At 51.4% G+C, this 23,397-nt stretch carries 22 protein-coding genes; 10 read left to right on the top strand and 12 right to left on the bottom strand.

Annotation, left to right across the window (positions count from 1 at the left end):
- Positions 1–72: 72 nt before the first annotated feature.
- Genes ACYVAM_RS17500 through ACYVAM_RS17510 form a run of 3 tightly spaced genes read right to left on the bottom strand, consistent with a single transcriptional unit; the run spans position 73 to position 3,566 of the window.
- Positions 73–1,020: a sugar ABC transporter substrate-binding protein gene (locus ACYVAM_RS17500; RefSeq protein ID WP_461069259.1), complete on the bottom strand. Its 948-nt coding sequence runs from the start codon at positions 1,018–1,020 to the stop codon at positions 73–75.
- 33 nt (positions 1,021–1,053) lie between these two features.
- Positions 1,054–2,043: an ABC transporter permease gene (locus ACYVAM_RS17505; RefSeq protein ID WP_461069261.1), complete on the bottom strand. Its 990-nt coding sequence runs from the start codon at positions 2,041–2,043 to the stop codon at positions 1,054–1,056.
- 23 nt (positions 2,044–2,066) lie between these two features.
- Complete coding sequence (locus ACYVAM_RS17510; RefSeq protein WP_461069263.1) at positions 2,067–3,566, bottom strand: sugar ABC transporter ATP-binding protein; 1,500 nt, start codon at positions 3,564–3,566, stop codon at positions 2,067–2,069.
- 79 nt (positions 3,567–3,645) lie between these two features.
- Between ACYVAM_RS17510 and ACYVAM_RS17515 the strand changes: the two genes are divergently transcribed.
- Positions 3,646–4,437 carry an MBL fold metallo-hydrolase gene (locus ACYVAM_RS17515; RefSeq protein WP_461069265.1) on the top strand — a complete coding sequence of 264 codons (792 nt, stop codon included), beginning with the start codon at positions 3,646–3,648 and terminating at the stop codon, positions 4,435–4,437.
- Positions 4,438–4,449: 12 nt separating this feature from the next.
- On the opposite strand, the gene ACYVAM_RS17520 is transcribed toward ACYVAM_RS17515, so the two are convergent.
- Positions 4,450–4,950, bottom strand: a complete 501-nt coding sequence (locus ACYVAM_RS17520) for a dihydrofolate reductase (RefSeq protein ID WP_461069267.1) — start codon at positions 4,948–4,950, stop codon at positions 4,450–4,452.
- A 108-nt stretch (positions 4,951–5,058) separates the two neighbouring features.
- Positions 5,059–5,994, bottom strand: a complete 936-nt coding sequence (gene fmt, locus ACYVAM_RS17525) for a methionyl-tRNA formyltransferase (RefSeq protein WP_461069269.1) — start codon at positions 5,992–5,994, stop codon at positions 5,059–5,061.
- A gap of 312 nt (positions 5,995–6,306) precedes the next feature.
- On the opposite strand from fmt, the gene greA reads away from it, so the two are divergent.
- Both greA and ACYVAM_RS17535 read left to right on the top strand, forming a co-directional pair.
- A complete protein-coding gene (greA, locus tag ACYVAM_RS17530; RefSeq protein WP_461069271.1) occupies positions 6,307–6,780 on the top strand; it encodes a transcription elongation factor GreA in 474 nt (157 codons plus the stop codon).
- A 90-nt stretch (positions 6,781–6,870) separates the two neighbouring features.
- Positions 6,871–7,260 (top strand): HIT family protein, encoded by a 390-nt coding sequence (locus ACYVAM_RS17535; protein WP_461069273.1) that lies wholly within the window; start codon positions 6,871–6,873, stop codon positions 7,258–7,260.
- 137 nt (positions 7,261–7,397) lie between these two features.
- Here ACYVAM_RS17535 and ACYVAM_RS17540 read toward each other — a convergent pair whose 3' ends face one another.
- The 3 genes from ACYVAM_RS17540 to ACYVAM_RS17550 form a co-directional block, all read right to left on the bottom strand.
- Complete coding sequence (locus ACYVAM_RS17540) at positions 7,398–8,906, bottom strand: tagaturonate reductase (protein ID WP_461069275.1); 1,509 nt, start codon at positions 8,904–8,906, stop codon at positions 7,398–7,400.
- 170 nt (positions 8,907–9,076) lie between these two features.
- Complete coding sequence (locus tag ACYVAM_RS17545) at positions 9,077–10,069, bottom strand: PfkB family carbohydrate kinase (RefSeq protein ID WP_461069277.1); 993 nt, start codon at positions 10,067–10,069, stop codon at positions 9,077–9,079.
- A gap of 41 nt (positions 10,070–10,110) precedes the next feature.
- Entirely contained in the window at positions 10,111–11,460 is a 1,350-nt protein-coding gene (locus ACYVAM_RS17550; RefSeq protein WP_461069279.1) for an MFS transporter, read from the bottom strand.
- 132 nt (positions 11,461–11,592) lie between these two features.
- Here ACYVAM_RS17550 and uxaC point away from each other — a divergent pair, with 132 nt between their 5' ends.
- Both uxaC and ACYVAM_RS17560 read left to right on the top strand, forming a co-directional pair.
- Positions 11,593–13,023 (top strand): glucuronate isomerase, encoded by a 1,431-nt coding sequence (gene uxaC / locus ACYVAM_RS17555; RefSeq protein WP_461069281.1) that lies wholly within the window; start codon positions 11,593–11,595, stop codon positions 13,021–13,023.
- A gap of 8 nt (positions 13,024–13,031) precedes the next feature.
- Positions 13,032–13,895, top strand: coding sequence for an alpha/beta fold hydrolase (locus ACYVAM_RS17560; RefSeq protein ID WP_461069283.1), 864 nt, complete (start codon positions 13,032–13,034; stop codon positions 13,893–13,895).
- 35 nt (positions 13,896–13,930) lie between these two features.
- Here the strand turns inward: ACYVAM_RS17560 and ACYVAM_RS17565 are convergent, their stop codons facing one another.
- From ACYVAM_RS17565 to ACYVAM_RS17575, 3 genes are all read right to left on the bottom strand, one after another.
- Entirely contained in the window at positions 13,931–15,208 is a 1,278-nt protein-coding gene (locus ACYVAM_RS17565; RefSeq protein WP_461069285.1) for a metal-dependent hydrolase family protein, read from the bottom strand.
- A gap of 80 nt (positions 15,209–15,288) precedes the next feature.
- On the bottom strand, positions 15,289–15,717 hold the full coding sequence (locus tag ACYVAM_RS17570; RefSeq protein ID WP_461069287.1) for a hypothetical protein: 429 nt from the start codon (positions 15,715–15,717) through the stop codon (positions 15,289–15,291).
- 101 nt (positions 15,718–15,818) lie between these two features.
- Positions 15,819–16,937, bottom strand: a complete 1,119-nt coding sequence (locus tag ACYVAM_RS17575) for a glycoside hydrolase family 18 protein (protein WP_461069289.1) — start codon at positions 16,935–16,937, stop codon at positions 15,819–15,821.
- 129 nt (positions 16,938–17,066) lie between these two features.
- Between ACYVAM_RS17575 and ACYVAM_RS17580 the strand changes: the two genes are divergently transcribed.
- From ACYVAM_RS17580 to ACYVAM_RS17595, 4 genes are all read left to right on the top strand, one after another.
- Positions 17,067–17,495, top strand: coding sequence for a VOC family protein (locus tag ACYVAM_RS17580; protein ID WP_461069291.1), 429 nt, complete (start codon positions 17,067–17,069; stop codon positions 17,493–17,495).
- Positions 17,496–17,914: 419 nt separating this feature from the next.
- Positions 17,915–19,285 carry an AGE family epimerase/isomerase gene (locus tag ACYVAM_RS17585; RefSeq protein ID WP_461069293.1) on the top strand — a complete coding sequence of 457 codons (1,371 nt, stop codon included), beginning with the start codon at positions 17,915–17,917 and terminating at the stop codon, positions 19,283–19,285.
- 13 nt (positions 19,286–19,298) lie between these two features.
- Positions 19,299–20,207 (top strand): sugar phosphate isomerase/epimerase family protein, encoded by a 909-nt coding sequence (locus ACYVAM_RS17590; protein WP_461069295.1) that lies wholly within the window; start codon positions 19,299–19,301, stop codon positions 20,205–20,207.
- Between the two features lie 164 nt (positions 20,208–20,371).
- Complete coding sequence (locus ACYVAM_RS17595) at positions 20,372–22,168, top strand: M61 family metallopeptidase (RefSeq protein ID WP_461069297.1); 1,797 nt, start codon at positions 20,372–20,374, stop codon at positions 22,166–22,168.
- 42 nt (positions 22,169–22,210) lie between these two features.
- Here ACYVAM_RS17595 and ACYVAM_RS17600 read toward each other — a convergent pair whose 3' ends face one another.
- A complete protein-coding gene (locus ACYVAM_RS17600; protein WP_461069299.1) occupies positions 22,211–22,513 on the bottom strand; it encodes a hypothetical protein in 303 nt (100 codons plus the stop codon).
- A gap of 164 nt (positions 22,514–22,677) precedes the next feature.
- Here ACYVAM_RS17600 and ACYVAM_RS17605 point away from each other — a divergent pair, with 164 nt between their 5' ends.
- Positions 22,678–23,292 (top strand): DUF3137 domain-containing protein, encoded by a 615-nt coding sequence (locus tag ACYVAM_RS17605; protein WP_461069301.1) that lies wholly within the window; start codon positions 22,678–22,680, stop codon positions 23,290–23,292.
- Positions 23,293–23,397 lie beyond the last annotated feature (105 nt).

The raw sequence follows: 23,397 nt of genomic DNA on the forward strand, positions 1-23,397 counted from the left end.
GGCTGGCGACTTATTGTCCGAAATCTGCTCCGATTACCCTGTCCCGAAATCACATAAGCGATACGAATATACTCACTTTAAAAACGTACTCAAATTGGCCTTCGTAACCAGCTGAAAGGGGATAAGCGTCTGCTTATCATAGGGTTGCTTTTTTGCTGCTTTGATCGCGGTGTCGATGGCTTTAGCCCCCTGCTGCTCGGCGTTCTGGAAAACAGTGGCGTCCAGCGTTCCCTTCTTTACGGCCTGCAGGGCGTCGGGAATGGCATCGATGCTCACAACAACGACTTTGTCTTTCAAGCCCGCATCGGTCAGGGCTTTAACGGCACCCAGGCCCATTTCATCGTTTTGGGCAAAAACGGCGTTGATTTGTGGGCCAAAGGACTGAATCCAGTTTTCCATCAAGGCCATCGCCTTGGCCCGGTCCCATTCGCCGGTCTGATGGGCAAGGAGTTTCAAATTAGGGTACTGTTTCAGGACTTCCCGGGCACCCTGTTCCCGTTTCAGTTGGGCGGCCTGACCCATGTAGCCGTGCATCATCACCACATTGCCTTTGCCGCCCAATTTATCGGCAATGAATTTCATGGCGATACGCGCTGACTCCACATCATCGGAACCGACAAAGGCCGATGGTTTGGCACTGGTTTCTGAGTTTACGTTGATGATCGGAATGTTAGCGGCCAACGCCTTGGCGACGGCTGGCGAACTGGCTTCCACTTCGCACGGATTCATGATGATGGCGTCTACCTTTTGGGCGATAAAGCTCTCAATCTGCTCCACCTGTTTCAGCGCCGACCGCTCGGCATCAACGGTAATCAGCTCGACACCGGCCTCCTGTGCCTTTTTTGTCATTTCGTCATTCACGTTGACGATAAACTCGTTCTGCATGCTCAGCATGGACACGCCCATCACGAGTTTCTTGCTGCCATCGCTCTGGCTGGTATCGGTTGTAGCGGACTGATTGCAGCCTGCCAGTAAGAGCGTGAACGAAAGGGTGGCGACCAGTGCGGAAAAACGGTTCATTTGGTTTGTAGTTTATGGTTCTGGATGGGCAGGTTACCCATTATTGGATTGATTCATGCTATCGAGCACCACGGCCCCGATGATGATGGCCCCCATGACAACCTGCTGATAATAAGACGTTACGTTAAGCAGATCAAGGCCGTTGCTGATGACGCCGATCAATAGCGCCCCGATCAGGGTGCCCGTCATGGTGCCGGTGCCGCCCGAGGTGCTGGTGCCGCCAATGATGGCGGCAGCAATGGCATCGAGCTCGAAGCCCGTTCCGGCATTGGGTTGTCCCGTTGTGATGCGGGACGTCAGCAGAATACCCGCCAGAGCCGCCAGGCCCCCGCAGAGTGTGTAAACGACCATTTTTACCTTCGTCAACTGGATGCCCGATGCGTTGGCCGCCTGCTCATTGCCCCCAACGGCATACATGTAGCGGCCCAGCACCGTTCGTTTCAACACGATGGAGCAGGCAATGAAGAGTGCAATCAGAACGATGATGAGCGTCGGTATGCCCAGGATTTTTCCTCCGCCCAAGAAGTTGAACGAGTCGGACAGGTTGGAGATCGGACGCCCTTTGCTGAGAATAAGGGCGAGCCCCCGGCCAATGGTCATGGTGCCCAGGGTGACAATAAAGGGCGGCACGTGGCTGCGGGTGATGATGAATCCATTGACGGCACCGAAGAGTAGGCCCGCCCCCAGCCCAGCCAGCACGGGAACGGCCACCGGGTAGGTATCCGGGTGAGCGAAGGTGGCTGCCACCACGCCCGTCACCGCCACCATGGAGCCAATAGACAGGTCGATACCGCCCGTAATGATGACAAATGTGACACCAAAGGCCAGTAAGGCATTGATGGATACCTGCGTCAGAATAATCATCAGGTTCTGAACCGTCAGGAATTTGGGTGTTATGAACGAGAGTATCAGGCAAACCGCCACAAAGGCGATCCCAAGTCCATATTGCCGAATGCCTCTGCCGGGTATCTGTGTGGGCAACTTATTGGTTTGCGAGAAGAGGGTACTTATGTCGTTTTTCATGAATGGGAATAAGAAGGTGGCGCTTAGGGATGCATGGCATAGTGCATAATCGTCTCTTGCGTAGCCTCCGTTCGGGGAAGCATGGCGGTTTGCTTTCCCTGCGACAAGACCAGTATCCGATCGCTCAGGCCCAGAATTTCGGGAAGCTCCGATGAAATAAGAATGACCGCCAGGCCGTCCGCCGTCAATTGATGGATCAGTTTATAGATTTCTGCTTTAGCGCCAATGTCAATGCCTCGGGTTGGTTCGTCCAGGATGATGAGGGCCGGTTTAGAAAGCAGCACTTTGCTGATAATTACTTTTTGCTGATTTCCTCCGCTCAGGTAGGTCACCTGCTGGGTAGGGCTGGCCGCTTTTATCCGTAAGTCAGCTATCATTGTATTAGCGGTTTCGGCTTCGCGCCGGGTATGGATCAAGCCCCCGTTTACATGGGTCGACAGGCTCGATAAGGTGATGTTGTGCCTGACCGATAAGCGGGGGATAATGCCGAACGCTTTCCGATCTTCACTCACGTAACCGACGCCTTGCCGGATCGCGTCGTGCGGAGATTTAATGGTTACAGGCTTTCCATGAAGGTAAATTTGCCCGCTGCTAATAGGGTCCATCCCAAAAATGGCACGAGCTATCTCCGTTCGTCCGGCACCCATCAGACCGGCTATGCCCAGAACTTCGCCAGCACGAACGGCGAAGCTGATATCCGAAAACTTACCTCGTCGGCTGAGGTTCTTTACCGATAGAATCTCGTCCCCTTTGGGGATGTTGTTGGCTGGAAACAACGTGTCGATCTCCCGGCCAACCATCAGCGTGATCAATGCCTGCTGATTCAGCTCCGAAGCGGGTTTCGTTACGATATAGTTGCCATCGCGCAGCACCGTAATGGTATCGGCAATGGTGAAAATCTCGTCCATCTTGTGCGAGATGTAAATGACCGCGACGCCTTTCGCCGTCAACTCCCGGATAAGCCGGAAGAGGGTCGCCACCTCGCTATCGGCCAGGGCTGAGGTCGGTTCGTCCATGATGATCACCTTCGCATCGTTCGACAGGGCTTTGGCAATTTCGACCATTTGCCGTTCAGCCACACTCAGTTGTTTCATTTTGGCGGTGGGCGGTATAGTGACACCCAGCTGATTCAGCAGTTCGTCCGCCTGGTGGGTCAGCTTTCGGTCGTCCAGCCAGCGAAACAGGCCACGGTTCGTTTCGCGGCCCAGAAAAATGTTCTGGGCAACGGTTAGTTCAGGAACCATCAGAATTTCCTGATGAATCATGGAAATCCCTTTTTTCAGTATGTCGTTGACGTTGCTGGTCGTTAAAGGGTCGCCGTCCAGAATGATTTCGCCCGAATCGGGTGTCAAGAGGCCGATTAACAGCTTCATGAAGGTGGATTTTCCCGCCCCGTTTTCGCCCATCAGTGCGTGAACTTCGCCTTTCCTGACGGCCAGCTGGACATTATCCAGCGCCTTTACCCCCGAAAATGATTTCGTGAGCCCCGTGACGGTAAGAATAAACTCCTGATCGACGTACATACCCTGATGGCTGATTGTATCCCTACTTCAGACGATACAAGGCGTTTTGTGTCGAATTTTACCCGTACTTTGTACGCTTATGGAATTGTTCATCACCTCGCTGAATTCGGGCAGCAACGGTAATTGCTATTATGTTGGAAATGAGCAGGAAGCTGTTCTGATCGATGCGGGTATCTCCTGCCGCGAAACCGAACGGCGGATGGAGCGGCTTGGGTTATCACTCCAGACGGTCAAAGCCATTTTTGTTTCGCACGAACATGGCGACCACATTCGGGGCATTCCTCAACTGGCCAAAAAATACCAGTTGCCCGTTTTCATTACGCCCGGCACCCTGCAAAATTCGGGCTTGCCGCAGACCGGTTTTCCGCTGAAAGCGCTGCGCGGCTATGAACCCGTCTGGATTGGGGAGTTGTGCATTACGGCTTTTCCGAAGCACCATGATGCCTCCGACCCGCACAGCTTTGTGGTGGCGGGCCGACATACCAAAGTAGGCGTCTTTACGGATATTGGTGCCCCCTGCGAGCACCTCATTCACCATTTCAGTCAATGCCATGCCGCCTTTCTGGAAGCGAACTACGATGAGGAGATGCTGGAGAGAGGCCGGTACCCGTATTTCCTCAAGAACAGAATCCGAGGGGGCAAAGGACACCTGTCCAATCAGCAGGCCCTGGATCTTTTCCGAACCCACAAGCCTGCTTTCATGAGTCATGTATTGTTGTCGCACTTATCGAAAGACAATAACTGCCCGGAGTTATCCAAGGCCCTGTTTGATCTTCACCGGGATACGACCGAAGTGATTGTGGCTTCTCGCTATGAAGAAACACCCGTCTATTCGATCAGGGCAACACAAGCGGTCGGCGAACTGGCGTAAGGCAGCGTACGACTATCCTTTTCGCTCGTATTCCACAAAGTCGAAGGCCGCAGCGTGGCGTTCGTCGGTAGGGTGGGGGCGTCGGCTTACTTCGGTCCACTCGCTTTTATCGAAGGCCGGGAAATAGGCATCTCCTTCGTACGTCTGTTGGATTTCGGTCAGGTAAAGCGTGGTCGCTATGGGCAACGCCAGGGTATAAATTTCGGCTCCGCCAATCACGAAAATCTCGTCGGTGGCGCTATCTGCTTTTTTCGCTTCCGCAAGGGCATCATTGATCGTATGCACCACGGTTACACCGTTTGCCGCAAAATCCGGGTTGCGGGTAATCACGATATTCGTGCGATTGGGTAATGGCTTTCCCAGGGCTTCCAGCGATTTTCGGCCCATAATGATGGGGTGATGGCTGGTTTTGCGCTTAAAAAAAGCGAAGTCGTCGGGCAAGTGCCAGGGCATATCGTTTTCGCGACCAATAACGCCATTTTGGGCAACCGCAGCAATGAGACTAATTTTCATAAGGTAAAGAGTAAAAGAATGAGTGAGCAAAAGAGGGCGCAGGCTTGGCACTCGTTTGCTCATTGTCTCCGTGGTCCATGCGGCTGAGGCTACGGAAGCCAATTAATCTTATAAATCCTGATTCAAACGATTCCCCCGCAAAAACTCTTCAGCCGTCATGCGCCGTTTACCTTCGGCTTGCAGGGCGTCGATCTGAAGCCAGCCATCGGCCGCCCGAACCAGAATGACTTTCTTATTGTCCGAATACGCTTCGGCGGGTTCTGCCGCAAATGGGGACTCGTTGGCCAGCGATACCGCATAAATCTTGAACACCTTTCCGTTAATTTTTGTCCAGGCCGTTGGATAAGGGGACAGGCCCCGCACAAAATTACGAATCGTGATGGCTGGTTGATTCCAGTTGATTTCGGTGGTTTCCCGACTCAGCTTAGGCGCTGGTTTGAGGTCGTGGGACTCGGGCTGTGGTGTGCGCGGATACTCGCCCGCTTCAAGGGCATGAACGGTTTTCAAGACCAAATTGGCTCCTCGCTCCATCAGCCGATCATGAACCGTTCCGGCCGTATCATCGGGATAGATCGGTTCGTAATCCTGAAAAATCATCTGCCCCGTGTCGATCTCTTTTTCGATAAAAAAAGTGGTGACGCCCGTTTCCGTTTCCCCATTGATGATGGCCCAGTTAATGGGGGCTGCCCCCCGGTACTGTGGCAGCAATGATCCATGCAGGTTAAACGTTCCTATAGTAGGCATGCTCCAGACCACTTCGGGAAGCATCCGAAACGCAACAACGACCTGCAGATCTGGTTTATAGCTGGACAGTTGTTCCAGAAACGCCGGATCGCGGAGTTTTTCGGGTTGCAGGACCGGTAAATTAGCGGCTTCGGCGGCTTTCTTAACGGGCGAAGGCGTAAGCTGAAGCCCGCGTCCGGAGGGCCGGTCAGGTGCCGTAACAACGGCCACAACCTGGCAACCGGCACCAAGAAGTCGCTGGAGGCTGGCGACGGCGAAATCGGGCGTGCCCATAAATACAATGCGAAGGGACTGTGGCATGAATCAGTAAATCGTTTTTTACGTAGGCCCGCGACTATATGTTGATATAGCCGGGAAGTATTTTTACTTTTGTATCACAAGACGCGTTGCTCCGAACGCCTTGTAAAAGAATGTGACCGGCCAATAAATGGCTTAACCAATGCGACGAATAAGTTATTATGTTCCTAAACCGAGCGCTTCGGAAACCCGACGGCGACTCTGACGCGTCTGCAAAGAAAACCAATTTGGTTGCAGAACGGTCGGCGTACCGTTCTTTTTGTTTTTAAGGAGCACACCGAACCAAAAAGAATAACGAGTTAGTACTATTATATTATGGCAAAGATTTCATATTACACCGAAGAAGGACTCAACCGGCTGAAAGCTGAATTAGTGGAGTTAAAGACCAAAGGACGGACGGCTATTGCCCATCAGATTGCTGAAGCGCGTGACAAGGGGGATCTTAGCGAAAACGCTGAGTACGATGCGGCAAAAGATGCGCAGGGCTTACACGAATTGAAAATATCGAAACTCGAAGAAGTCTTGTCGAACGCCCGTGTTCTGGATGAATCGACTATCGATACCTCGCTGGTATCGGTCTTGTCGAAAGTGAAAATCAAGAACGTGAAAAGTGGGGCCGAAATGCTCTATACGTTGGTTTCGGAAGAAGAGGCCGATCTGAAAGCAGGTCGTATTTCGGTGGGTTCGCCCATTGGCAAGGGGCTACTCGGCAAACGCGTTGGCGAGACGGCCGAGATTAAAGTACCGGCGGGCGTGCTGGAGTTTGAAGTAATCGAAATTGCCCGGTAGTTTTAATGAAGAGTTTAGCGTGAAGAATGTAAACTAAAGAACTGCGCAAACCTATTCGTCACGCTAAACACTTCACCCTTCACTTTATTTATGGCTTCCATCTTCTCCCGAATCGTTGCTGGCGAAATTCCAGCCCATAAAATCGCCGAAACAAACGACTATCTGGCTTTCCTGGACGTCATGCCCACGACGACCGGGCATACGCTCGTTATCCCTAAAAAAGAGGTAGACTATCTGTTCGATCTGGATGACGAACTCTATTTGGGCTTGATGGCTTTCGCTAAAAAAGTGGCCCCGGCCATCGAAAAAGCGGTGCCTTGCCTGCGCATTGGTGTCGCGGTGGTTGGCCTGGAAGTGCCCCATGCCCACGTTCATCTGATACCGATGAACTCCATGGCCGATATGAATTTTCATAACAAAATGAAGCCGAGTCAAGAGGAACTGGCGGCAACCGCCGAGAATATCAGAAGCTTTCTGTAATTTTTTTGTGATGTTGGGTCGGGTGGCCGGTGCCATCTTAAAACTGACATCACAGTGCAAACAAGAAGGCCCGACAGTTTAACTCTGTCGGGCCTTCTTGTTTTGATGATTTTGTACCCCCAATGTCTGGATTACATTTATTCGATGGCGCCTTCCAGCGTCTTGACGATGCCCAGGGTAAGGAGTGAATTTAGGTATTGAGCAACGGCTTCGCTGAAACTGGGGAGGGTGGTCAGATCGACTTGCCAGAGTTTCGTATCGGACAAAACGCTTTTGACAAACGCCTGCACGGTGGCTGGCGTGCGCTCTTTTACGGTTTTCCAGTCGCCATAAAAGTACCCGGCTTTGTCGTCCCGGATGGGGTAGTTGAGCTTGCCACCGCTGGGCAGTGCGATCTCGCCAAAAAACTGTCCCTTTTCTTCCCGAACCGCTTTCATAAACAGCAGGTAGGCGGCAAAGCCGAGTGCCATCAGGGTAGGCACCTTGTGGAACTGTTCGTAGTATCGTTGCAGCGTTGCTACGTTACGGGCCTGCATTTTTGCCGTTTGCTGAAGTGAAATGTTGAGCAGCAAATGGTCGAGATGCGGATTTCTGAACCGATCCAGCACATCGTTGGCAAACTGCTCAACGGCGGCTTTATCCATACCCGGAATGCCATAATCGGGCACGGTCGGGACAATTTCTTTCAACATCAGCGATTCAATAAACTGACTCATTGACGGGTGGAGCATTTCATCAGCAACCGTTTCCAGTCCTAGCAGATAACCCAGCGGCATGGTAAGCGTATGAGTGCCATTGAGTACCCGCAGCTTGCGCTCTTTGTAAAAATTTATATCCTCATCAATGATGATCTGGGGGGTAGATGGCCCCGCAAACGACAGCGTTTGTCGCACGCGGTCGTCGCCTTCGATGGCCCACAGATGATACGGCTCGGTAAACGTAAGCAGGTCATCCTGGTAACCGGTTTCCTGCTGTACGAGTTGCTGGGCGCTTTCGGTGGGGCGCGTAACAATGCGGTCAACGAGCGAATTGCAGAACCGGACGTGGAACTTAAGCCATTTCGTAAAGAGCTTGCCTAGTTCATTGAATTGCGCAAGCTTCTCAACCGCATCCCGCAGTTTCAGTCCATTGTCGGTGACCAGCTCGGTAGGAATAACAACGAGACCTTTTGCTTTGGAGCCGCCAACGCTCCTAAACCGCTCATAAAGAAAGGCCGTTAGCTTGGCTGGGAAAGACTGCGGAGGGTGTTGGAAAATGCTCTCTTCAACGTAGTTCAACCCGATCTCGGTTGTGTTGGAGATAATGATCTGTAGTTTTGGATTCCGGGCCAGCACCAGCACATCATTCCACTGAGTCTGAGCCGCCAATACCCGGCTGATGGCCGAAACAACGGTATTTTCGGATACTTCTTTGCCCTGTTGCAGCCCCCGAACGGCAACCGTATAGAGGTTGTCCTGCTCCGAAAATTCGTCGGTCTGGCTATCGGTCGATTTGACGACAACGATAGAGCCTTCAAATCGCCCTTCGCTATTGGCTTTTTGTACTAGATAATCGGGTAAGCCGCGCAGAAGGACACCCGTGCCGAATTGCAGAATCTTTTCGGGAAAAACGGGAGCGGGGTGGGTCGAACGGGTTAATTTAGCCATGGTTGGGTGTGCGGTAAGCGGGCCTTCGGTCATCAGTCAGATGGATTTACTATTAACTATACTTGACGTTTTGCCTTAATTGGTCATAATTCAGCAATAATACGAACTACATCGTTATCCTAAACGGCAATCTTATCAAAAGCGCCATTCGCAAGGGTTATCATAAACACTTACCGCTTCAGCTTGCCCGAACTATCGCCGTTGGCCAGCGTGTTTACTTCGGCAACGGTGGCCAGGTTTACATCGCCCGGAATGGTGTGCTTTAAGGCCGACGCGGCTGTACCAAATTCAACGGCTCGCTGCAAGTCGTTGAATGTCAATAGACCATAGATCAGGCCCGCCATGTACGCATCGCCCGTGCCGATTCGATCCGTAATGGGGTTGATATCATAGGTCCGGGATTTATAAACATCTTCCCCGTCGAAGAGCTTGGCCGATAACTGGTTGTGCGATGCACTGATCGATCGCCGTTTGGTATCGGTGATGTAGCGCACATTGGGGAATCGTTTCATCAGGGCTCGTCCCGACTCTTGAAAGGTGCTCCCAACTACCCCATACAGGTCGGAGAACAGGTTTTTACTGCCCAGCACAAGGGTACATCCTTCGGTTAGGGCGGGCATGATGTCCTGGGGAGTTCGCCCATATTGCCATAGATTACTTCGGTAAACAATGTCCGCAGAGACCGGAACGCCCAGCCGGTTGGCGGTTTGTATGCCTGCCAGCAAACAGTCGGCCGCGCCCTGCGAGAGGGCGGGCGTGATGCCCGTCCAGTGAAACCAGGAAGCGCCCTGTAGAACGGTTTCCCAGTCGATCTCGTCCGGGCGAATGCGGGCAAACGCGGAATCTGCCCGATCGTAAATAATCTGGCTGGCCCGGCTACCGGCCCCCGTTTCCAAAAAATAAAGACCTAATCGTCCGTCACCGTGACGAATGTATTCGGTACTAACGGCGTATTTACGAAGATAACCAGAAGCCGCGCGGCCCAGCGCATGATCCGGAAAGCGGGTGACGTGGGCAGCCTGCAGGCCAAACTGCGCGAGCGATACGGCCACATTGGCTTCTGTGCCGCCGAAGTGCATCGCCAGCGTATCGGTCTGGGCAAAACGTTCGACGCCGGGCGGACTTAGTCGAAGCATCACTTCGCCAAAGGTGACAATTTTCATGCGTGAGATGGGGTATAAATGTAACTTGACGGGAAGCCGCATTACGACCTCCCGTTGATACTATACTCGTTCAGAAGCTCTTCTGTTCGTACCGGCTCTAATTTCGGTAAGACCAGATGAATAATAACGAGCGCGATCAAATACGAGCAACTGGCAATAATAAACATGGGCAGATAGCCAAAGGCCGTAATAATTCGTCCAGACAACAAGGCCAGCAAGATACCGCCCACCGCGCCAAACATACCACCAATACCCGTAACAGAAGCCACTACATTTCGGGGAAACAGATCCGACGCAAAGGTATACATATTGGCCGACCAGCCCTGATGAGCGGCTGTTGCCAGGGCAATCAGCCCGATAGCAACCGTCAGACTATTGGTTTGAGCCGCAAAGAAAATCGGGACTACGCACAGCGCGCAAATGAGCATCGTTGATTTTCGGGCGCGGTTGGCCGACCAGCCCCAGCGCATGAACTGTGTGCTGAGCCAGCCAAAAAAGACGCTGCCCGCATCGGAAACAGCGTAGATGATGAGAAACGGAATGCCAAAACTTTTCAGATCGAGCCGTTCATTGAGGGCATCGTTGGAATTGAAAAAGTCGGGGAGCCACGACATATAGAACCACCAGATTGGGTCGGCCATGAACTTTCCGATAGCAAACGCCCATGTTTGTTTATACCCCAGCAACTGACCCCAGGAAACTTTCAGGGGCGGTAATTTCTCGTCGTCTTTCCGAATATATGCCAGCTCTTCGGCCGATACGTGCGGGTTTCGTTCGGGTTTGCTGTAGGTAAACCACCAGAACATAAGCAGGGCAAAACCCAGCACGCCCGTAATCAAAAAGGAACTACGCCAGCCAAAGGCTAAAATCAGGTAAGGCACGGACAGCGCCGTCAGAATGATGCCTACGTTGGCGCCCGCATTGAAGAGGCCATTGGCAAACGATCGTTCGCGCCGGGGAAACCACTCGGCAATGGTTTTTATGGACGACGGGAAATTGGCCGCTTCGCCCAGGCCCAGCAGCGCCCGCATCCAGCGCAACCCGGCAATGGTATTCACGAAGGCCGTCAGTACGGCCGCAACACTCCAGACCAGAATCCCCAGTGAGAAGCCTCGTCTGGTGCCTATCTTGTCGATGAGCCAGCCAACGAGCAGGAACCCGATGGCGTAGGCAAATTTGAAAGCCGCATCGACATCGCCATAGAGTACCTTGAATCGGTCGGTTGCTTCTCTGGTCAGCATGGCATCGGGAGCCACATCAAGCATTTCTTTCCGAAACAACTCATCCGTCATGGTGAACGACAACACTTGCCGATCTATATAATTGATGGACGTTGCCAGAAAGAGCAACGTAACAATACGCCAGCGAAAACGACCAGTGGGGATGGGCATTTGCAAATCAACTAAGATTTTTTGGGAGAAAAGTCACCACGGGTGCTTTTTTACCTTACCTGAGTATTTAGTAGCCTGTAAAAAAATACCCCCAAAGCCGGGAGAATTGAACCGGCATCTGCTTTAATCCGCATGCACACACTTGCTCCCGCTTCCACGTTCTTATCCGACGACTTTCTGTTGCAAACCGAAACGGCTCGTCGGCTCTATCATGACTATGCCCGGCAGATGCCGATCATTGATTACCACTGCCATTTGCCTCCCGACCAGATTGCCGCCGACCGGCAATTTGAGACTATGACGCAGCTTTGGCTTCATGGCGATCATTACAAATGGCGGGCTATGCGTACGCATGGTATTCCTGAGCAGTATTGCACGGGTAATGCGAGCGATTGGGAGAAGTTCGAAAAATGGGCTGAAACCATTCCCTACACCCTCCGAAACCCACTTTATCACTGGTCGCATTTGGAACTGAAGAATCCATTCGGGATTACGGACGTGCTCAAGCCGTCGACGGCGCGGTCAATTTATGATGCGTGCAACGAACAACTGCCGCATTGGTCCACGCGGGCTTTGCTCACCCATTTCGATGTGCGGGTTGTGTGCACGACCGATGATCCGCTGGATTCACTCGAACACCACCGTAAAGTAGCTCAGGAGAGATCGGCTGGTAACACCGCGTTCAGTACAAAAGTGCTGCCGACTTTCCGGCCCGATAAGGCCATGGCGGCCGAGGATCCAGCGGCCCTGCGGGCGTATATGCACAAGCTGGGCGAGGTGACGAACCGGGAAATTCTGACGTTAACGCACTACCTCGACGCGCTGAAATCCAGGCACGATTATTTTGCCGAAATGGGTTGCCGCCTGTCCGATCATGGTCTGGAAATGATTTATGCCGAACCGTATAAAGAGGGCGATGTACAACGGATATTCGACCATTTGCACCGGGGCGTTGACGTTTCGCCGGTGGATGTGCTGAAGTTTAAATCCTTCATGCTGGTGCAGTTTGCCGAGTGGGATCACGAAAAAGGCTGGACCCAGCAGTTTCACCTGGGCGCCCTTCGGAACAACAACATCCGCCGACTGCGCGACCTTGGTCCCGATACGGGTTGGGACAGCATTGGCGATTTCCCGCAGGCGGCTTTACTGTCCCGCTTTCTGGGTGGGTTGGACGACCGGAATAAACTGGCCAAAACGATTCTGTACAACCTCAATCCGGCCGATAATGAAGTGATGGCCACTATGGTTGGCAACTTCAACGATGGCTCCGTGCGGGGAAAAGTGCAGTTTGGCTCCGGCTGGTGGTTCCTGGATCAGAAAGACGGGATGGAGAAGCAGATCAACGCCCTCTCGAACATGGGGCTGCTGAGTGCTTTTGTGGGGATGCTCACCGACTCGCGCAGTTTTGTGTCCTACAGTCGCCACGAATATTTCCGGCGAATTCTCTGCAACCTTTTCGGAAACGACATCGAAAACGGCGAGTTACCGAACGATATTGACTGGGTGGGGCAAATTGTCCAGGACATTTGTTATCGGAATGCAGAACAGTATTTTGGTTTCTAGTCCAGTCTATGACGCACACCTTTGTCGACATAATTGGCCAGGCTGCTGGTGAGCCACCCGTACGGTTGCATGTTGTTCAGGCCGGACCGACGGAAGGGCCGCTACTCATTCTGCTGCATGGTTTTCCGGAGTTCTGGTACGGCTGGAAACATCAGATCGATGCGTTGGCGGAGGCCGGTTTCTGGGTGTGGGCACCCGATCAGCGCGGTTATAACTTAAGCGACAAGCCAGCTGACGTAAAGGCCTATGCGCTGGATATATTGGTGGCCGATGTGATTGGCCTCATTGATGCCGCCGGACGACAGAAGGCCGTGGTCGTGGGCCATGATTGGGGGGCGGCTGTGGCCTGGTGGACAGCTGTTTCGTTTCCGGAGCGGGTCGAACGGCTGGTTGTCTTAAATGTGCCGCATCCGATTGCCATGAAGAAATTTGCCAGTCGTGATGTTGGTCAGATGCTGCGCAGCTGGTATATCGGCTTTTTTCAGTTACCGGTACTTCCTGAATTTGTCACTCGGTTAGGGAACGCGACGGCCCTGGTAAAAACACTATTGGGAAGCAGCCGCCCCGGGACATTCAGGCGGACGGATCTCCTGCAGTACAAAGCTGCCTGGTTGCAGCCGGGAGCTATCAAGGCGATGATCAACTGGTATCGGGCCGCACTCCGGATACCACCGGCGAAACGCCCGTCTATTCGGGTCGCCGTACCGACGTTACTGATCTGGGGTGTCCGCGATCAGTTTCTGAAGCGTGAAATGGCGCAGCTCAGTATGGATCTGTGTGATAATGGCCGAGTCGTGTTTTTCGACGATGCAACCCATTGGGTGCAGCATGAAGAAGCCAAACGCGTCAATGAATTGATACTAGTGGGCTAACGCATTCAGGTTAGCCCACTAGTTCATTTGCCGCATTACTGCTTGTAGACCTTTCCGTCCTTCATCACAAACCGCACAGCTTGCAGGGTTTTGATGTTCTGGATTGGGTTTTCATCCACCGCGATGATGTCAGCCAATTTTCCCGTTTCAACCGAGCCGATTTGTGCATTCATGCCCAGTAACGTCGCGTTGGTCATCAGAGCCGCCTTGATCGCTTCGACAGGTGGCATGCCCGCTTCAACCATATATTCGAACTCCTTGGCGTTGAAGCCATGAATGTAAACGCCTGCATCGGTGCCAAACGCAATTTTAACGCCCGCTTTATACGCCTTGGCAAACGTAGCCTGAATTTTCGGGCCAATTGCCAGCGCCTTTGGGGTAACCAGGGGCGGATAATAGCCAAAATGCCGGGCTGAATCGGCGGCTGTTTTCCCGGCAATGATCGTTGGCACGTAGTAAGTGCCATATTTTTTGAAGAGTTCAATGGCTTCATCGTCCATCAGTGTGCCGTGTTCGATGGTCTGCACCCCTGCCCGGATGGCGCGCTTCATGCCTTCGGCGCCGTGAGCGTGGGCCGCTACGGCAAACCCATAATCCTTGGCCGCATCGACCACCGCTTTGACTTCTTCTTCCGTAAACTGCGCCCCCGAACCGTCTTTCGCGTTGCTCAGTACACCGCCGGTAGCCGTAATTTTGATCAGGTCAGACCCATCTTTATACCGCTGCCGAACGGCTTTGCGGGCATCTTCGGGGCCGTTGATGACGCCATCTTCCGGGCCTGGATCACCCATCAGGTCTTTGCGGTAGCCATTGGTCGGATCGGCGTGGCCGCCCGTTGTGGCAATGGATTTACCAACCGTCAGCACCCGCGGGCCATCGACCAGACCGGCATTGATGGCGTTACGAAGCGATACGTTTACTCCGGAGCCGCCCAAGTCGCGGACGGTTGTAAATCCGGCCAGCAATGTCGTTTTCGCGTATTGAGCCGCCTGATAGGCAATGTCGGATGGGTTCTTAGTGAAGCCGTCAATGGCTCCGCCCCGGCGAGTCTGGCTTTCCAGGTGAACGTGCATGTCGATCAGGCCGGGTAAGACGGTTTTTGACTTCATGTCCAGCACCCGATCCTGACCCGCTGGACTGGCATAACCTTTCTGAACAGCCGTGATTTTATTTCCTTCAACGACGATGGTCATTTGCGGCTGCAAACCATTGCTGACACCGTCGAAGAGATTGCCGCAGTGAATTAGCGTCCGTTGGGCAAAAAGAGGAGCTGCCAGCAGCGACAAGCCTGCCAGTAAATACAATTTTCTCATAAAAGAAGTTAGTTGGGTACAAAAAAAGGCCGCAACGATATGTTGCAGCCCTCAAATTACAAAAAGCCGTTGAAGAACGCTTATAATTTTGTTACCTGTACCACAGCCGTTTGCGGTTGTGTGGTAGAGGCTGAACCTGGAAAAGGATTCACTTCGCGCAGGATCACTTTGTAGGTTTCGTTTTTCAGTGAAACAGTCGTTGAGTCTGGCCGTTTGTTCGTACTTCCCGGATCAGCGCCTAATGACAGCCGAACAGCGGTTGAATCTGAATTTTTTGATACGAGCAATTTAACCTTGGCCTGTCCCGCCCAGACACACGTGGCATTCAACGGACAGCGGCTATCCTGAATGGAATCGGCCCGAACGACAACATCCGAACCCAATCGGCCCGATTGGTGCAAACCGATTGAAACAGAGTCGGATGGGGTTGTTTCGGATGATTTGCAGGCTGAAAAAAGAAGCGCTCCAAGGATGAGTAAACCAGAAAGTTGTTTTACTGACTTTAGCATAGTACTGGTAATTTGTTTTTTTATGAGGATACCAGCACCGCAAAAAGGGTTGTAACGAGGGGGCATGAACAACAAAAAAAGTTTGTCATCCGAGTGATTCGCTACAATTGCCGGTTGATCTCGCTCAGTAAATAATCCTTGGGGTCGCTGAAATACTCCCAGAACATGACGCCCGCCAGCCCATGTTTTTTTACATAACGACACTTGGCTTTTACGGATTCCTCGTCATCGTAGGAGACAAACTGTTTCAGGTCGGCATTGTACAGATAGGGCGCTTTTGCCTTCCGATCCCAATAGCGTTTATAAGCCGGGTTCGTGAGCAAACTGTCTTTGATAAAGGTATAGCCACCGCCCCGTTCCACTTTCGTGATGGTTCGTGGATGGGCCTTCGGGTTGCCCGTTTGCAACTGCCAGGCCCGACCATAAAAGGCGATTCCCAACACGAGCTTTTCGGCGGGAATACCTGCTTTTTCGTACAGCTTCACGGCTTTGTCGCCCGAGGTTTCGTTATCGACTTTGCCCGATGGGTATAAGTTCGTGTGATGGCCAGCCAATGGCCCTTCGGTGAAAAAATCGTACGACATGACGTTGATGTAATTAAGATATTGCTGCGCCTTTCCCATGTCGGTATGGGTGAAAATGGCGTCAAAGCCGGGCAGTGCCGTCGTTACCAGATAATCCTTTCCCGTTTGTTGCTTCAGTCCGTTGAGTTGTTCCCGCAGCGCTTTAAACAAAAGGGTGAAGTTTTCCCGGTCTTCGGGCCGGAAAACGTTGTCTTCGCCTTTCATGCCGGGGTATTCCCAGTCAATGTCGATGCCGTCGAGCTGGTATTCCCGAACAATATCCACTGCTGATGCTGCAAAGGCTACGCGTCCCGTATCACTCACAACCGCATCGGAAAAGTTTTCGCTCCACGCCCAGCCGCCAATCGAAATCAGGATTTTGAGGTCGGGGTTGCGGAGTTTAAGCTGGTTGAGGTGCTTGAAATTGGTCGAGTCGGTAGCGAGGTTGTGCAGCCAGGCCCTGTTCTTTCTGACATCAACGAAGGCGTAATTGATGTGCGTCAGTTTTTCGGCGGCAATGTTGTCGGTATTGACCAGGCCACGGAAGCCGCCAACGTAGGCCAGCACAATTGCTTTGGTTTTTGGGCTTGGTTTGAATCCGGCAGATAGCCCAACGGCTACGGTCATAAACATGAGTAAATAAACGAATCGAAGCATGAAATGTGTCGGTTTAGGTAGGCCCGTAATTGACGGATTCGCCCCTGCTATTGTCGCATTGACGCACCAGTCAAAAACGGGTTCGCCCGTATTTTTGTATGGTAAACTCAAAAACAAAACAACATACTTATGGCAACCAAAATTTTTGTAAACCTGCCCGTTAAAAACCTGAATAAGTCGATCGAGTTTTTTGCGAAAATAGGCTACAGCTTTAATCCTCAGTTTACGAATGAGAAGGCTACCTGCATGATTATCAGCGAGGATATCTATGTGATGCTATTGGTCGAGGAGTTTTTTAAGAGCTTCACCAAAAAAGAAATCGTTGATACCACAAAAAGCAACGAAGCGATCATCTGCCTATCGACCGACAGCCGGGCCGCTGTCGATGAGTGGGTGAGTAAAGCCGTATCGGCCGGAGCAACGACACCCAATGAGCCACAGGATCAGGGTTTCATGTACGGTCATGGAATTCAGGATCTGGACGGCCACCTCTGGGAAATTATGTACATGGACTCCAGTGCCATTCAGCAGGAGCAGACCGAAGTTAGCGTTGCCTAAACATATAGGTTAAGGAATTCAATCATTATAACGCCTGAGCATAGTCGTAGACTGCGCTCAGGCGTTATTTGTTGTTAAGTACAATCACTGATGTCGAGCATAATCCCCGACTATACCGAATACCAGCATGCATTACCGGCATACGTGCTCCCTGTCAGCTCAGGCATTTACCTGTCAACGAGCCATACTGCGAGTTGAGTAAAAAATGTAGGGATTACCCTATTGGCTAACCCGCCAGCCTGAACTTACTTTTGAAAAGTTGACCTTGCTCGTTTTAAGTATACTGCGCGCCGGGCGAGTAGTTAAATTCGGATACGATTTAGCCTTTGTCTATGGATGCCGAACGTGCAGGATTTACTGCCGAGAACCCGTATCGATCTCGGTGATGCCGAGATGAACCGACTCCTAAACATAACCTTATGAAAAACAGTGTAGTTACGCTCTGTCTTGGCTTGCTGACCGTCGGGCTGACGCAGGTTGGTCTCGCCCAGAAAACCAACGCCGAACGATCCCGAATTGACGCCGAAATGGAAAAATCTGTCCGTACGGAAATGCTTAATTACTGGTATCCGCTAGCGGTCGATAAGGAGTTTGGCGGGTTTCTGAGCGCGTTTACCTATGACTTTAAGCCAACGGGACCACAGGACAAGATGATCGTGACCCAGGCCCGCCACGTGTGGACAACCGCCAAAGCCGCCGAGCGGTACCCGTCGGTTGCCCATTACAAGCCCAATTCTCAACATGGTTTTCAGTTCCTGCGGGATAAAATGTGGGACAAGGAATACGGCGGGTTTTATACGCTGGTCGATCGAAAAGGAACGGTCAAAGGGGTCGGCAACAAAGAAGCCTACGGAAACGCCTTTGGCCTCTATGCCCTGAGTGCCTATTATCACATGTCGAAGGACACAGCCGCCCTGAACCTGGCAAAAAAGACATTCAACTGGCTGGAACAGCACAGCCACGACCCGGTTTATAAAGGGTACTTTCAACACCTGCAACGGAATGGTACGCCCATTAAACGGGATGCCACCGTGCCGTCGACCTCCGATCTTGGCTACAAAGACCAGAACAGCTCGATACACCTGCTCGAAGCCCTGACCGAACTCTACTCCGTTTGGCCTGATCCACTGGTTCGGGAGCGCCTGAATGAAATGCTCCTCCTGATTCGGGATAAAATCACGACGCCCAAAGGTAATCTGGTCTTATTTTTCCTACCCGACTGGACGCCCGTGTCGTTTCGGGATTCGTCGGAAGCGGTTATCCTCAAGCACCGTAATCTGGATCACGTTTCGTTCGGGCACGATGTCGAAACGGCTTACCTGATGCTCGAAGCGTCTCATGCGCTGGGATTGAAAAACGATGAAACGACGCTCAACGTAGGCAAGCGAATGGTGGATCACGCCCTGACGACGGGCTTCGACAAATCGGTGGGGGGCTTCTACGACCAGGGGTATTATTTTAAGGATAAACCCGGTATGTCCATTATTCGGGAAAGTAAAAACTGGTGGTCACAGGCAGAAGGGCTCAATACCCTGCTGCTCATGGCCAAAAAATACCCCAACGATCCCATGCAGTATTTTAATAACTATAAATTGCTTTGGCAGTATTGTCAGACCTATTTGATCGATCATGAACACGGGGACTGGTACGAAGAAGGTCTCGACAAAGATCCCCAGCGCCGTACTGGCCAGAAGGGCCACATCTGGAAAGCCGCCTATCATACGTATCGGGCCCTGACAAGTTGTGTCGATCAATCGCGGGAAAAGCCAGCGGGGCATTCGGGTAAATAGATTTTCTAAACACATGATCCAAGTCAACAACGACCCGTCGAGGAGACGCTTTCTGAAAACATCGGCAGCTGCTCTGGTGGGCACTATCGGGATTAATCCACTCGCCGGAGCATTGACATTTTCCGCTGATAAGGCCTCGTTTCTGCCTCCATTAGGCGTGTGTGCGCCTTATGAGAAAGCCGCCATGCTGAAAGAGCTGGGGTATTCTTTTGTTGAAGAAAGCGTTGGCCGTTTTTTACTGCCTGATGGGGGCGAGGAGGCATACGCCCGAAACCTGCAGCAGTTAAAAACGGTGGGCATGCCCGTTCGGTCGTATATCTATTTCTTTCCCGGCAGCTTGAAGTCGGTGGGGCCGACCTTACACCACGAGGCTATTTTGGAGCGCGCTGACCTGGCTCTGAAGCGAGCGAAGGAATGTGGCTCAAAAAACATCGTGTTTGGTAGTGGTGGTTCGCGGGCCATACCTGATGGCTTCGACCGCGACAAAGCAAAGGCCCAACACATCGAGCTTTGCCGGAAAATGGCTCCTCTAGCCGAAAAATATGGGGTTACGCTGGCCGTTGAACCGCTTAACCGAAGCGAAACCAACTTCATTAACAGTCTGGCCGAGGGCGTTGAGATTATTCAGGCGGTTAACAATCCGTGGTTCAGGTTGCAGTGCGATATCTACCATATGCTCAAGGACGATGAAAAACCGGAGGAAATCATCAAGTACAAAGAGTACATTGTGCATTGCCATCTGGCCGAGAAGCAAAAACGGACAGCCCCCGGCATCGCGGGCGATGATTTTAAGCCTTATTTTAGAGCCCTGAAAAAGATCAAGTACAGCGGTGGCCTGTCATTGGAATGTAACTGGACTGACTTCGATACCGAGGTGAAGCAAGGCATCGATGTAGTCAGACAGCAGTTCAGCGACCTTTGAGTAAGTGTCTTGTCCTCATAAACCGTGTCGTCATGGATAGTGGGAACAAGACACGGACCTATATAACCGCCATTCATCCTTAAATACTTCCGCAAAAAAAAGGGGCGTTTATTCGGGTTGAAGACTTATTTATATTGCCCATCTTTTCTGAATAACGACCGTATATGAAGTCCTTACGCCTTCTGCTTCTGGCCTCCGCCATTCTGATTGCTCAACATAGTTTTGCAAAGCCTACTACGCCACTGGTCTATGAAGTGAACCTCAATGACCGGGCTGACGACCAATTCAAGGTAACGTTGCACGTGGCTGGGCTAACGGCCGATAATGCCATTTATCAGTTTGCGTCTACCGCCCCCGGTACCTACCAGATCATGGACATTGGCCGTTATGTTCGGTCGTTCAAAGCATTTGATGGGAAAGGACGCGAGCTGAAAACAAAACAGATAGCCACTAATCAGTGGCAATTGGACCAGCCTCAAAACGTACGTACCATTCAGTACAGCATTCTCGAAACCTGGGATACGCCCGTAAACGAGCATAAGCCGTACAACATGTGTGGGACATCCATCGAAAAAGACCATGTCCTGATCAACGGGCAGGGTGTATTTGGGTTTCCAACCGGTATGCAGGCGTCCCCTATTAATGTGAAACTCGATTATCCTGCCGAGTGGTCGGTTGGCACGGCTTTGGAGAAAAATGAGAAAGGCTATTTTACCGCTGCCAATTATGATCGTATCGTGGACTCGCCCATTTTACTGGGTCGTCTGACCAAAGCCACCACGACGGTTGCCGGGGCGCAGATCGATGTGTACACGTATTCGAAAACGGACAAGATCAAGTCCGATCAGTTATTGACTAACATGCAGTCGATGCTCAACGCGGCTGGTCAGTTTTTGAAACAGTTACCCGTTAAGCGTTATACCTTTCTTTATCATTTCGAAGACCAGGATTGGGGTGCCTGGGAGCACTCCTACAGCTCGGAATATGTGATTCGGGAAGATGAATTTTCGAAAAAGCTGGCTGATAATATGACGTCGATTGCCGCGCACGAGTTTTTTCATGTAGTGACTCCGCTGAACATCCACAGCGAAATAATTCAGCAGTTCAACTTTGTTACGCCCACGCCATCGGAGCACTTGTGGTTGTATGAAGGCGTAACGGAATGGGCGAGTGATGCCATGCAATTGCGCGGTCAGATCATGGATCTGCCCACCTATTTCAATGAACTGAGCCAGAAAATTGCGTACGATAAAAGTGTCGATACAACCTATAGTCTGAGCAAGTTGGGGTTAACTTGCTACACCGACGAAGGCCAGCGGCAATACGGAAATATATATGCCCGTGGTGCGCTGGTAGCCGGTTTGCTGGACATCCGTCTGCTCGAGCTGTCGAAGGGAAAGCGGGGACTGCGCGAGGTTGTTAACGAACTGGCAACGACCTACGGACCCAATCAGGCATTTCCGGAAAAAGAATTTTTTACCATTTTTACCCAAAAAACGTATCCTGAAATTGCCGACTTTTTCAATCGGTATATCAAAGCCACCGAGCCGTTACCTTTCAGTGAGTATTATGGCAAACTGGGTATCACTTATACACCATCCGTTCCCACCGGCCAAAAAGCGCCTTCTATGGGAATGGGAGCGGGTTTAATCGACAATAAGATTGTTCTGACTACTTTGGGCGACTCGTTGCGGAAAGCAGGCCTGCAGGAAAAAGACGAATGGATCGCCTATAATGGGCAACCCGTTTCGCTGGAGACGATGCCTGCCATTCAGAATGAACTTAAGAAACAGGCCGTGGGAGACGTTTATTCAATGACCGTTAGACGAGACGGGCAGGAGATCACCGTGAAAAGTACAGTTGCCGAAAAAGAATTGGTTAAGAAATACATTTTTCAGGTCGATCCGCAGGCAACACCCGCGCAGGTTCAACTGCGGGAAAGCTGGCAACGGAACTTATAAGATCGTCTGGCAGTGCTAAATTCAATGGGTTTGCCATAATGGCTAATTCAGGCAGAGTGGCACAAGGTATGTCATTTCAGTCTTTGTCGATTTGGCCAGAAGAAGCTCAGCTTTGTGCAAAGTTTTTGCCAGAAAAAGAACGACATCCTGCTGGTAGGCTTGTATGACGGCATCTACCGTAAAGCTATCTGCCTGAAACGTTAGCATGGACCGGTTTAAGGGTAGACCTTCCCGTAACTCTGGCTTTAGAACAACGACGATCGTTTGAGCATCCTTGTAGGGATACGCATCAGCTACAAAGGGAAGTTGCGTAACAGCAGCAATTTCACGAATCAGATTAGACATAAGTACGGTTGGTTTGATTCTGCTAATATAGGTCTAATTGTATTTTGGTAAATAAAAAGTTTATTAATTTCTTTAAAAGTATATAATTTACCGATCCCAAAAAGAGAAGCTTATCCTGTACTTAACGACACATAACGGTATTTACCCTTTTTAGAGCAAATTACATGAGCATACTCCGACAATTGTTTGGTCCTTTCAAGGATGAAGTTTGGCAGCAACTGGCTGCAGAGTTGCACGCTGACTATGTGGAAGGTGGCTTCTGGAAAGGGAGTAAGGTTGAAGCGAGTGTTCACGAATGGACAGTGACTCTGGATACCTACACTGTGTCGACGGGGAAATCACACATTACCTGTACCCGAATCAGGGCGCCATATGTAAACAAGGATGGGTTTCGCTTCAAAATATACCGGAAAGGCGTCTTTAGCGGCCTGGGTAAAATGCTTGGTATGCAGGATGTTGAGATCGGCTTTCCCGAATTTGATGACAACTTCGTTATTCAGGGAAATGATGAGACCAAACTGCGGCTTTTGTTCCAGCCCCTAAGGATTCAGCAATTGATCGACGCTCAACCAGCTATTAACCTGGAGGTTAAAGATGATGATGGCTGGCGGTCAACCCAATTTCCAGAAGAAGTGGACCAACTGGTGTTTAACGTGGTTGGCGTCATCAAAGACGTTGAGCAGCTAAAATGGCTTTACGAACTCTTTGCTGAAATTCTTCAGCAGCTTTGCCGGATTGGCTCCGCTTATGAAGATGATCCTAAGGTAGCGCTGCGATGAGCGCTAGCGCTATTTTACTGTAATCAGTAGTATTGAGTTATTGATATACAATGTGTTAAGTGCCGTCGGTACGACATATCTGTAGAAGGTATAGGGTGTCGGTAG

The organism is Spirosoma horti (assembly GCF_054776595.1).

What these genes read in the sequence shown, in the direction of transcription:
- ACYVAM_RS17500 (WP_461069259.1), bottom strand. Translation starts at nt 1,020, where the DNA reads ATGAACCGTTTTTCCGCACTGGTCGCCACCCTTTCGTTCACGCTCTTA.
- ACYVAM_RS17505 (WP_461069261.1), bottom strand. Translation starts at nt 2,043, where the DNA reads ATGAAAAACGACATAAGTACCCTCTTCTCGCAAACCAATAAGTTGCCC.
- ACYVAM_RS17510 (WP_461069263.1), bottom strand. Translation starts at nt 3,566, where the DNA reads ATGTACGTCGATCAGGAGTTTATTCTTACCGTCACGGGGCTCACGAAA.
- ACYVAM_RS17515 (WP_461069265.1), top strand. Translation starts at nt 3,646, where the DNA reads ATGGAATTGTTCATCACCTCGCTGAATTCGGGCAGCAACGGTAATTGC.
- ACYVAM_RS17520 (WP_461069267.1), bottom strand. Translation starts at nt 4,950, where the DNA reads ATGAAAATTAGTCTCATTGCTGCGGTTGCCCAAAATGGCGTTATTGGT.
- fmt (WP_461069269.1), bottom strand. Translation starts at nt 5,994, where the DNA reads ATGCCACAGTCCCTTCGCATTGTATTTATGGGCACGCCCGATTTCGCC.
- greA (WP_461069271.1), top strand. Translation starts at nt 6,307, where the DNA reads ATGGCAAAGATTTCATATTACACCGAAGAAGGACTCAACCGGCTGAAA.
- ACYVAM_RS17535 (WP_461069273.1), top strand. Translation starts at nt 6,871, where the DNA reads ATGGCTTCCATCTTCTCCCGAATCGTTGCTGGCGAAATTCCAGCCCAT.
- ACYVAM_RS17540 (WP_461069275.1), bottom strand. Translation starts at nt 8,906, where the DNA reads ATGGCTAAATTAACCCGTTCGACCCACCCCGCTCCCGTTTTTCCCGAA.
- ACYVAM_RS17545 (WP_461069277.1), bottom strand. Translation starts at nt 10,069, where the DNA reads ATGAAAATTGTCACCTTTGGCGAAGTGATGCTTCGACTAAGTCCGCCC.
- ACYVAM_RS17550 (WP_461069279.1), bottom strand. Translation starts at nt 11,460, where the DNA reads ATGCCCATCCCCACTGGTCGTTTTCGCTGGCGTATTGTTACGTTGCTC.
- uxaC (WP_461069281.1), top strand. Translation starts at nt 11,593, where the DNA reads ATGCACACACTTGCTCCCGCTTCCACGTTCTTATCCGACGACTTTCTG.
- ACYVAM_RS17560 (WP_461069283.1), top strand. Translation starts at nt 13,032, where the DNA reads ATGACGCACACCTTTGTCGACATAATTGGCCAGGCTGCTGGTGAGCCA.
- ACYVAM_RS17565 (WP_461069285.1), bottom strand. Translation starts at nt 15,208, where the DNA reads ATGAGAAAATTGTATTTACTGGCAGGCTTGTCGCTGCTGGCAGCTCCT.
- ACYVAM_RS17570 (WP_461069287.1), bottom strand. Translation starts at nt 15,717, where the DNA reads ATGCTAAAGTCAGTAAAACAACTTTCTGGTTTACTCATCCTTGGAGCG.
- ACYVAM_RS17575 (WP_461069289.1), bottom strand. Translation starts at nt 16,937, where the DNA reads ATGCTTCGATTCGTTTATTTACTCATGTTTATGACCGTAGCCGTTGGG.
- ACYVAM_RS17580 (WP_461069291.1), top strand. Translation starts at nt 17,067, where the DNA reads ATGGCAACCAAAATTTTTGTAAACCTGCCCGTTAAAAACCTGAATAAG.
- ACYVAM_RS17585 (WP_461069293.1), top strand. Translation starts at nt 17,915, where the DNA reads ATGAAAAACAGTGTAGTTACGCTCTGTCTTGGCTTGCTGACCGTCGGG.
- ACYVAM_RS17590 (WP_461069295.1), top strand. Translation starts at nt 19,299, where the DNA reads ATGATCCAAGTCAACAACGACCCGTCGAGGAGACGCTTTCTGAAAACA.
- ACYVAM_RS17595 (WP_461069297.1), top strand. Translation starts at nt 20,372, where the DNA reads ATGAAGTCCTTACGCCTTCTGCTTCTGGCCTCCGCCATTCTGATTGCT.
- ACYVAM_RS17600 (WP_461069299.1), bottom strand. Translation starts at nt 22,513, where the DNA reads ATGTCTAATCTGATTCGTGAAATTGCTGCTGTTACGCAACTTCCCTTT.
- ACYVAM_RS17605 (WP_461069301.1), top strand. Translation starts at nt 22,678, where the DNA reads ATGAGCATACTCCGACAATTGTTTGGTCCTTTCAAGGATGAAGTTTGG.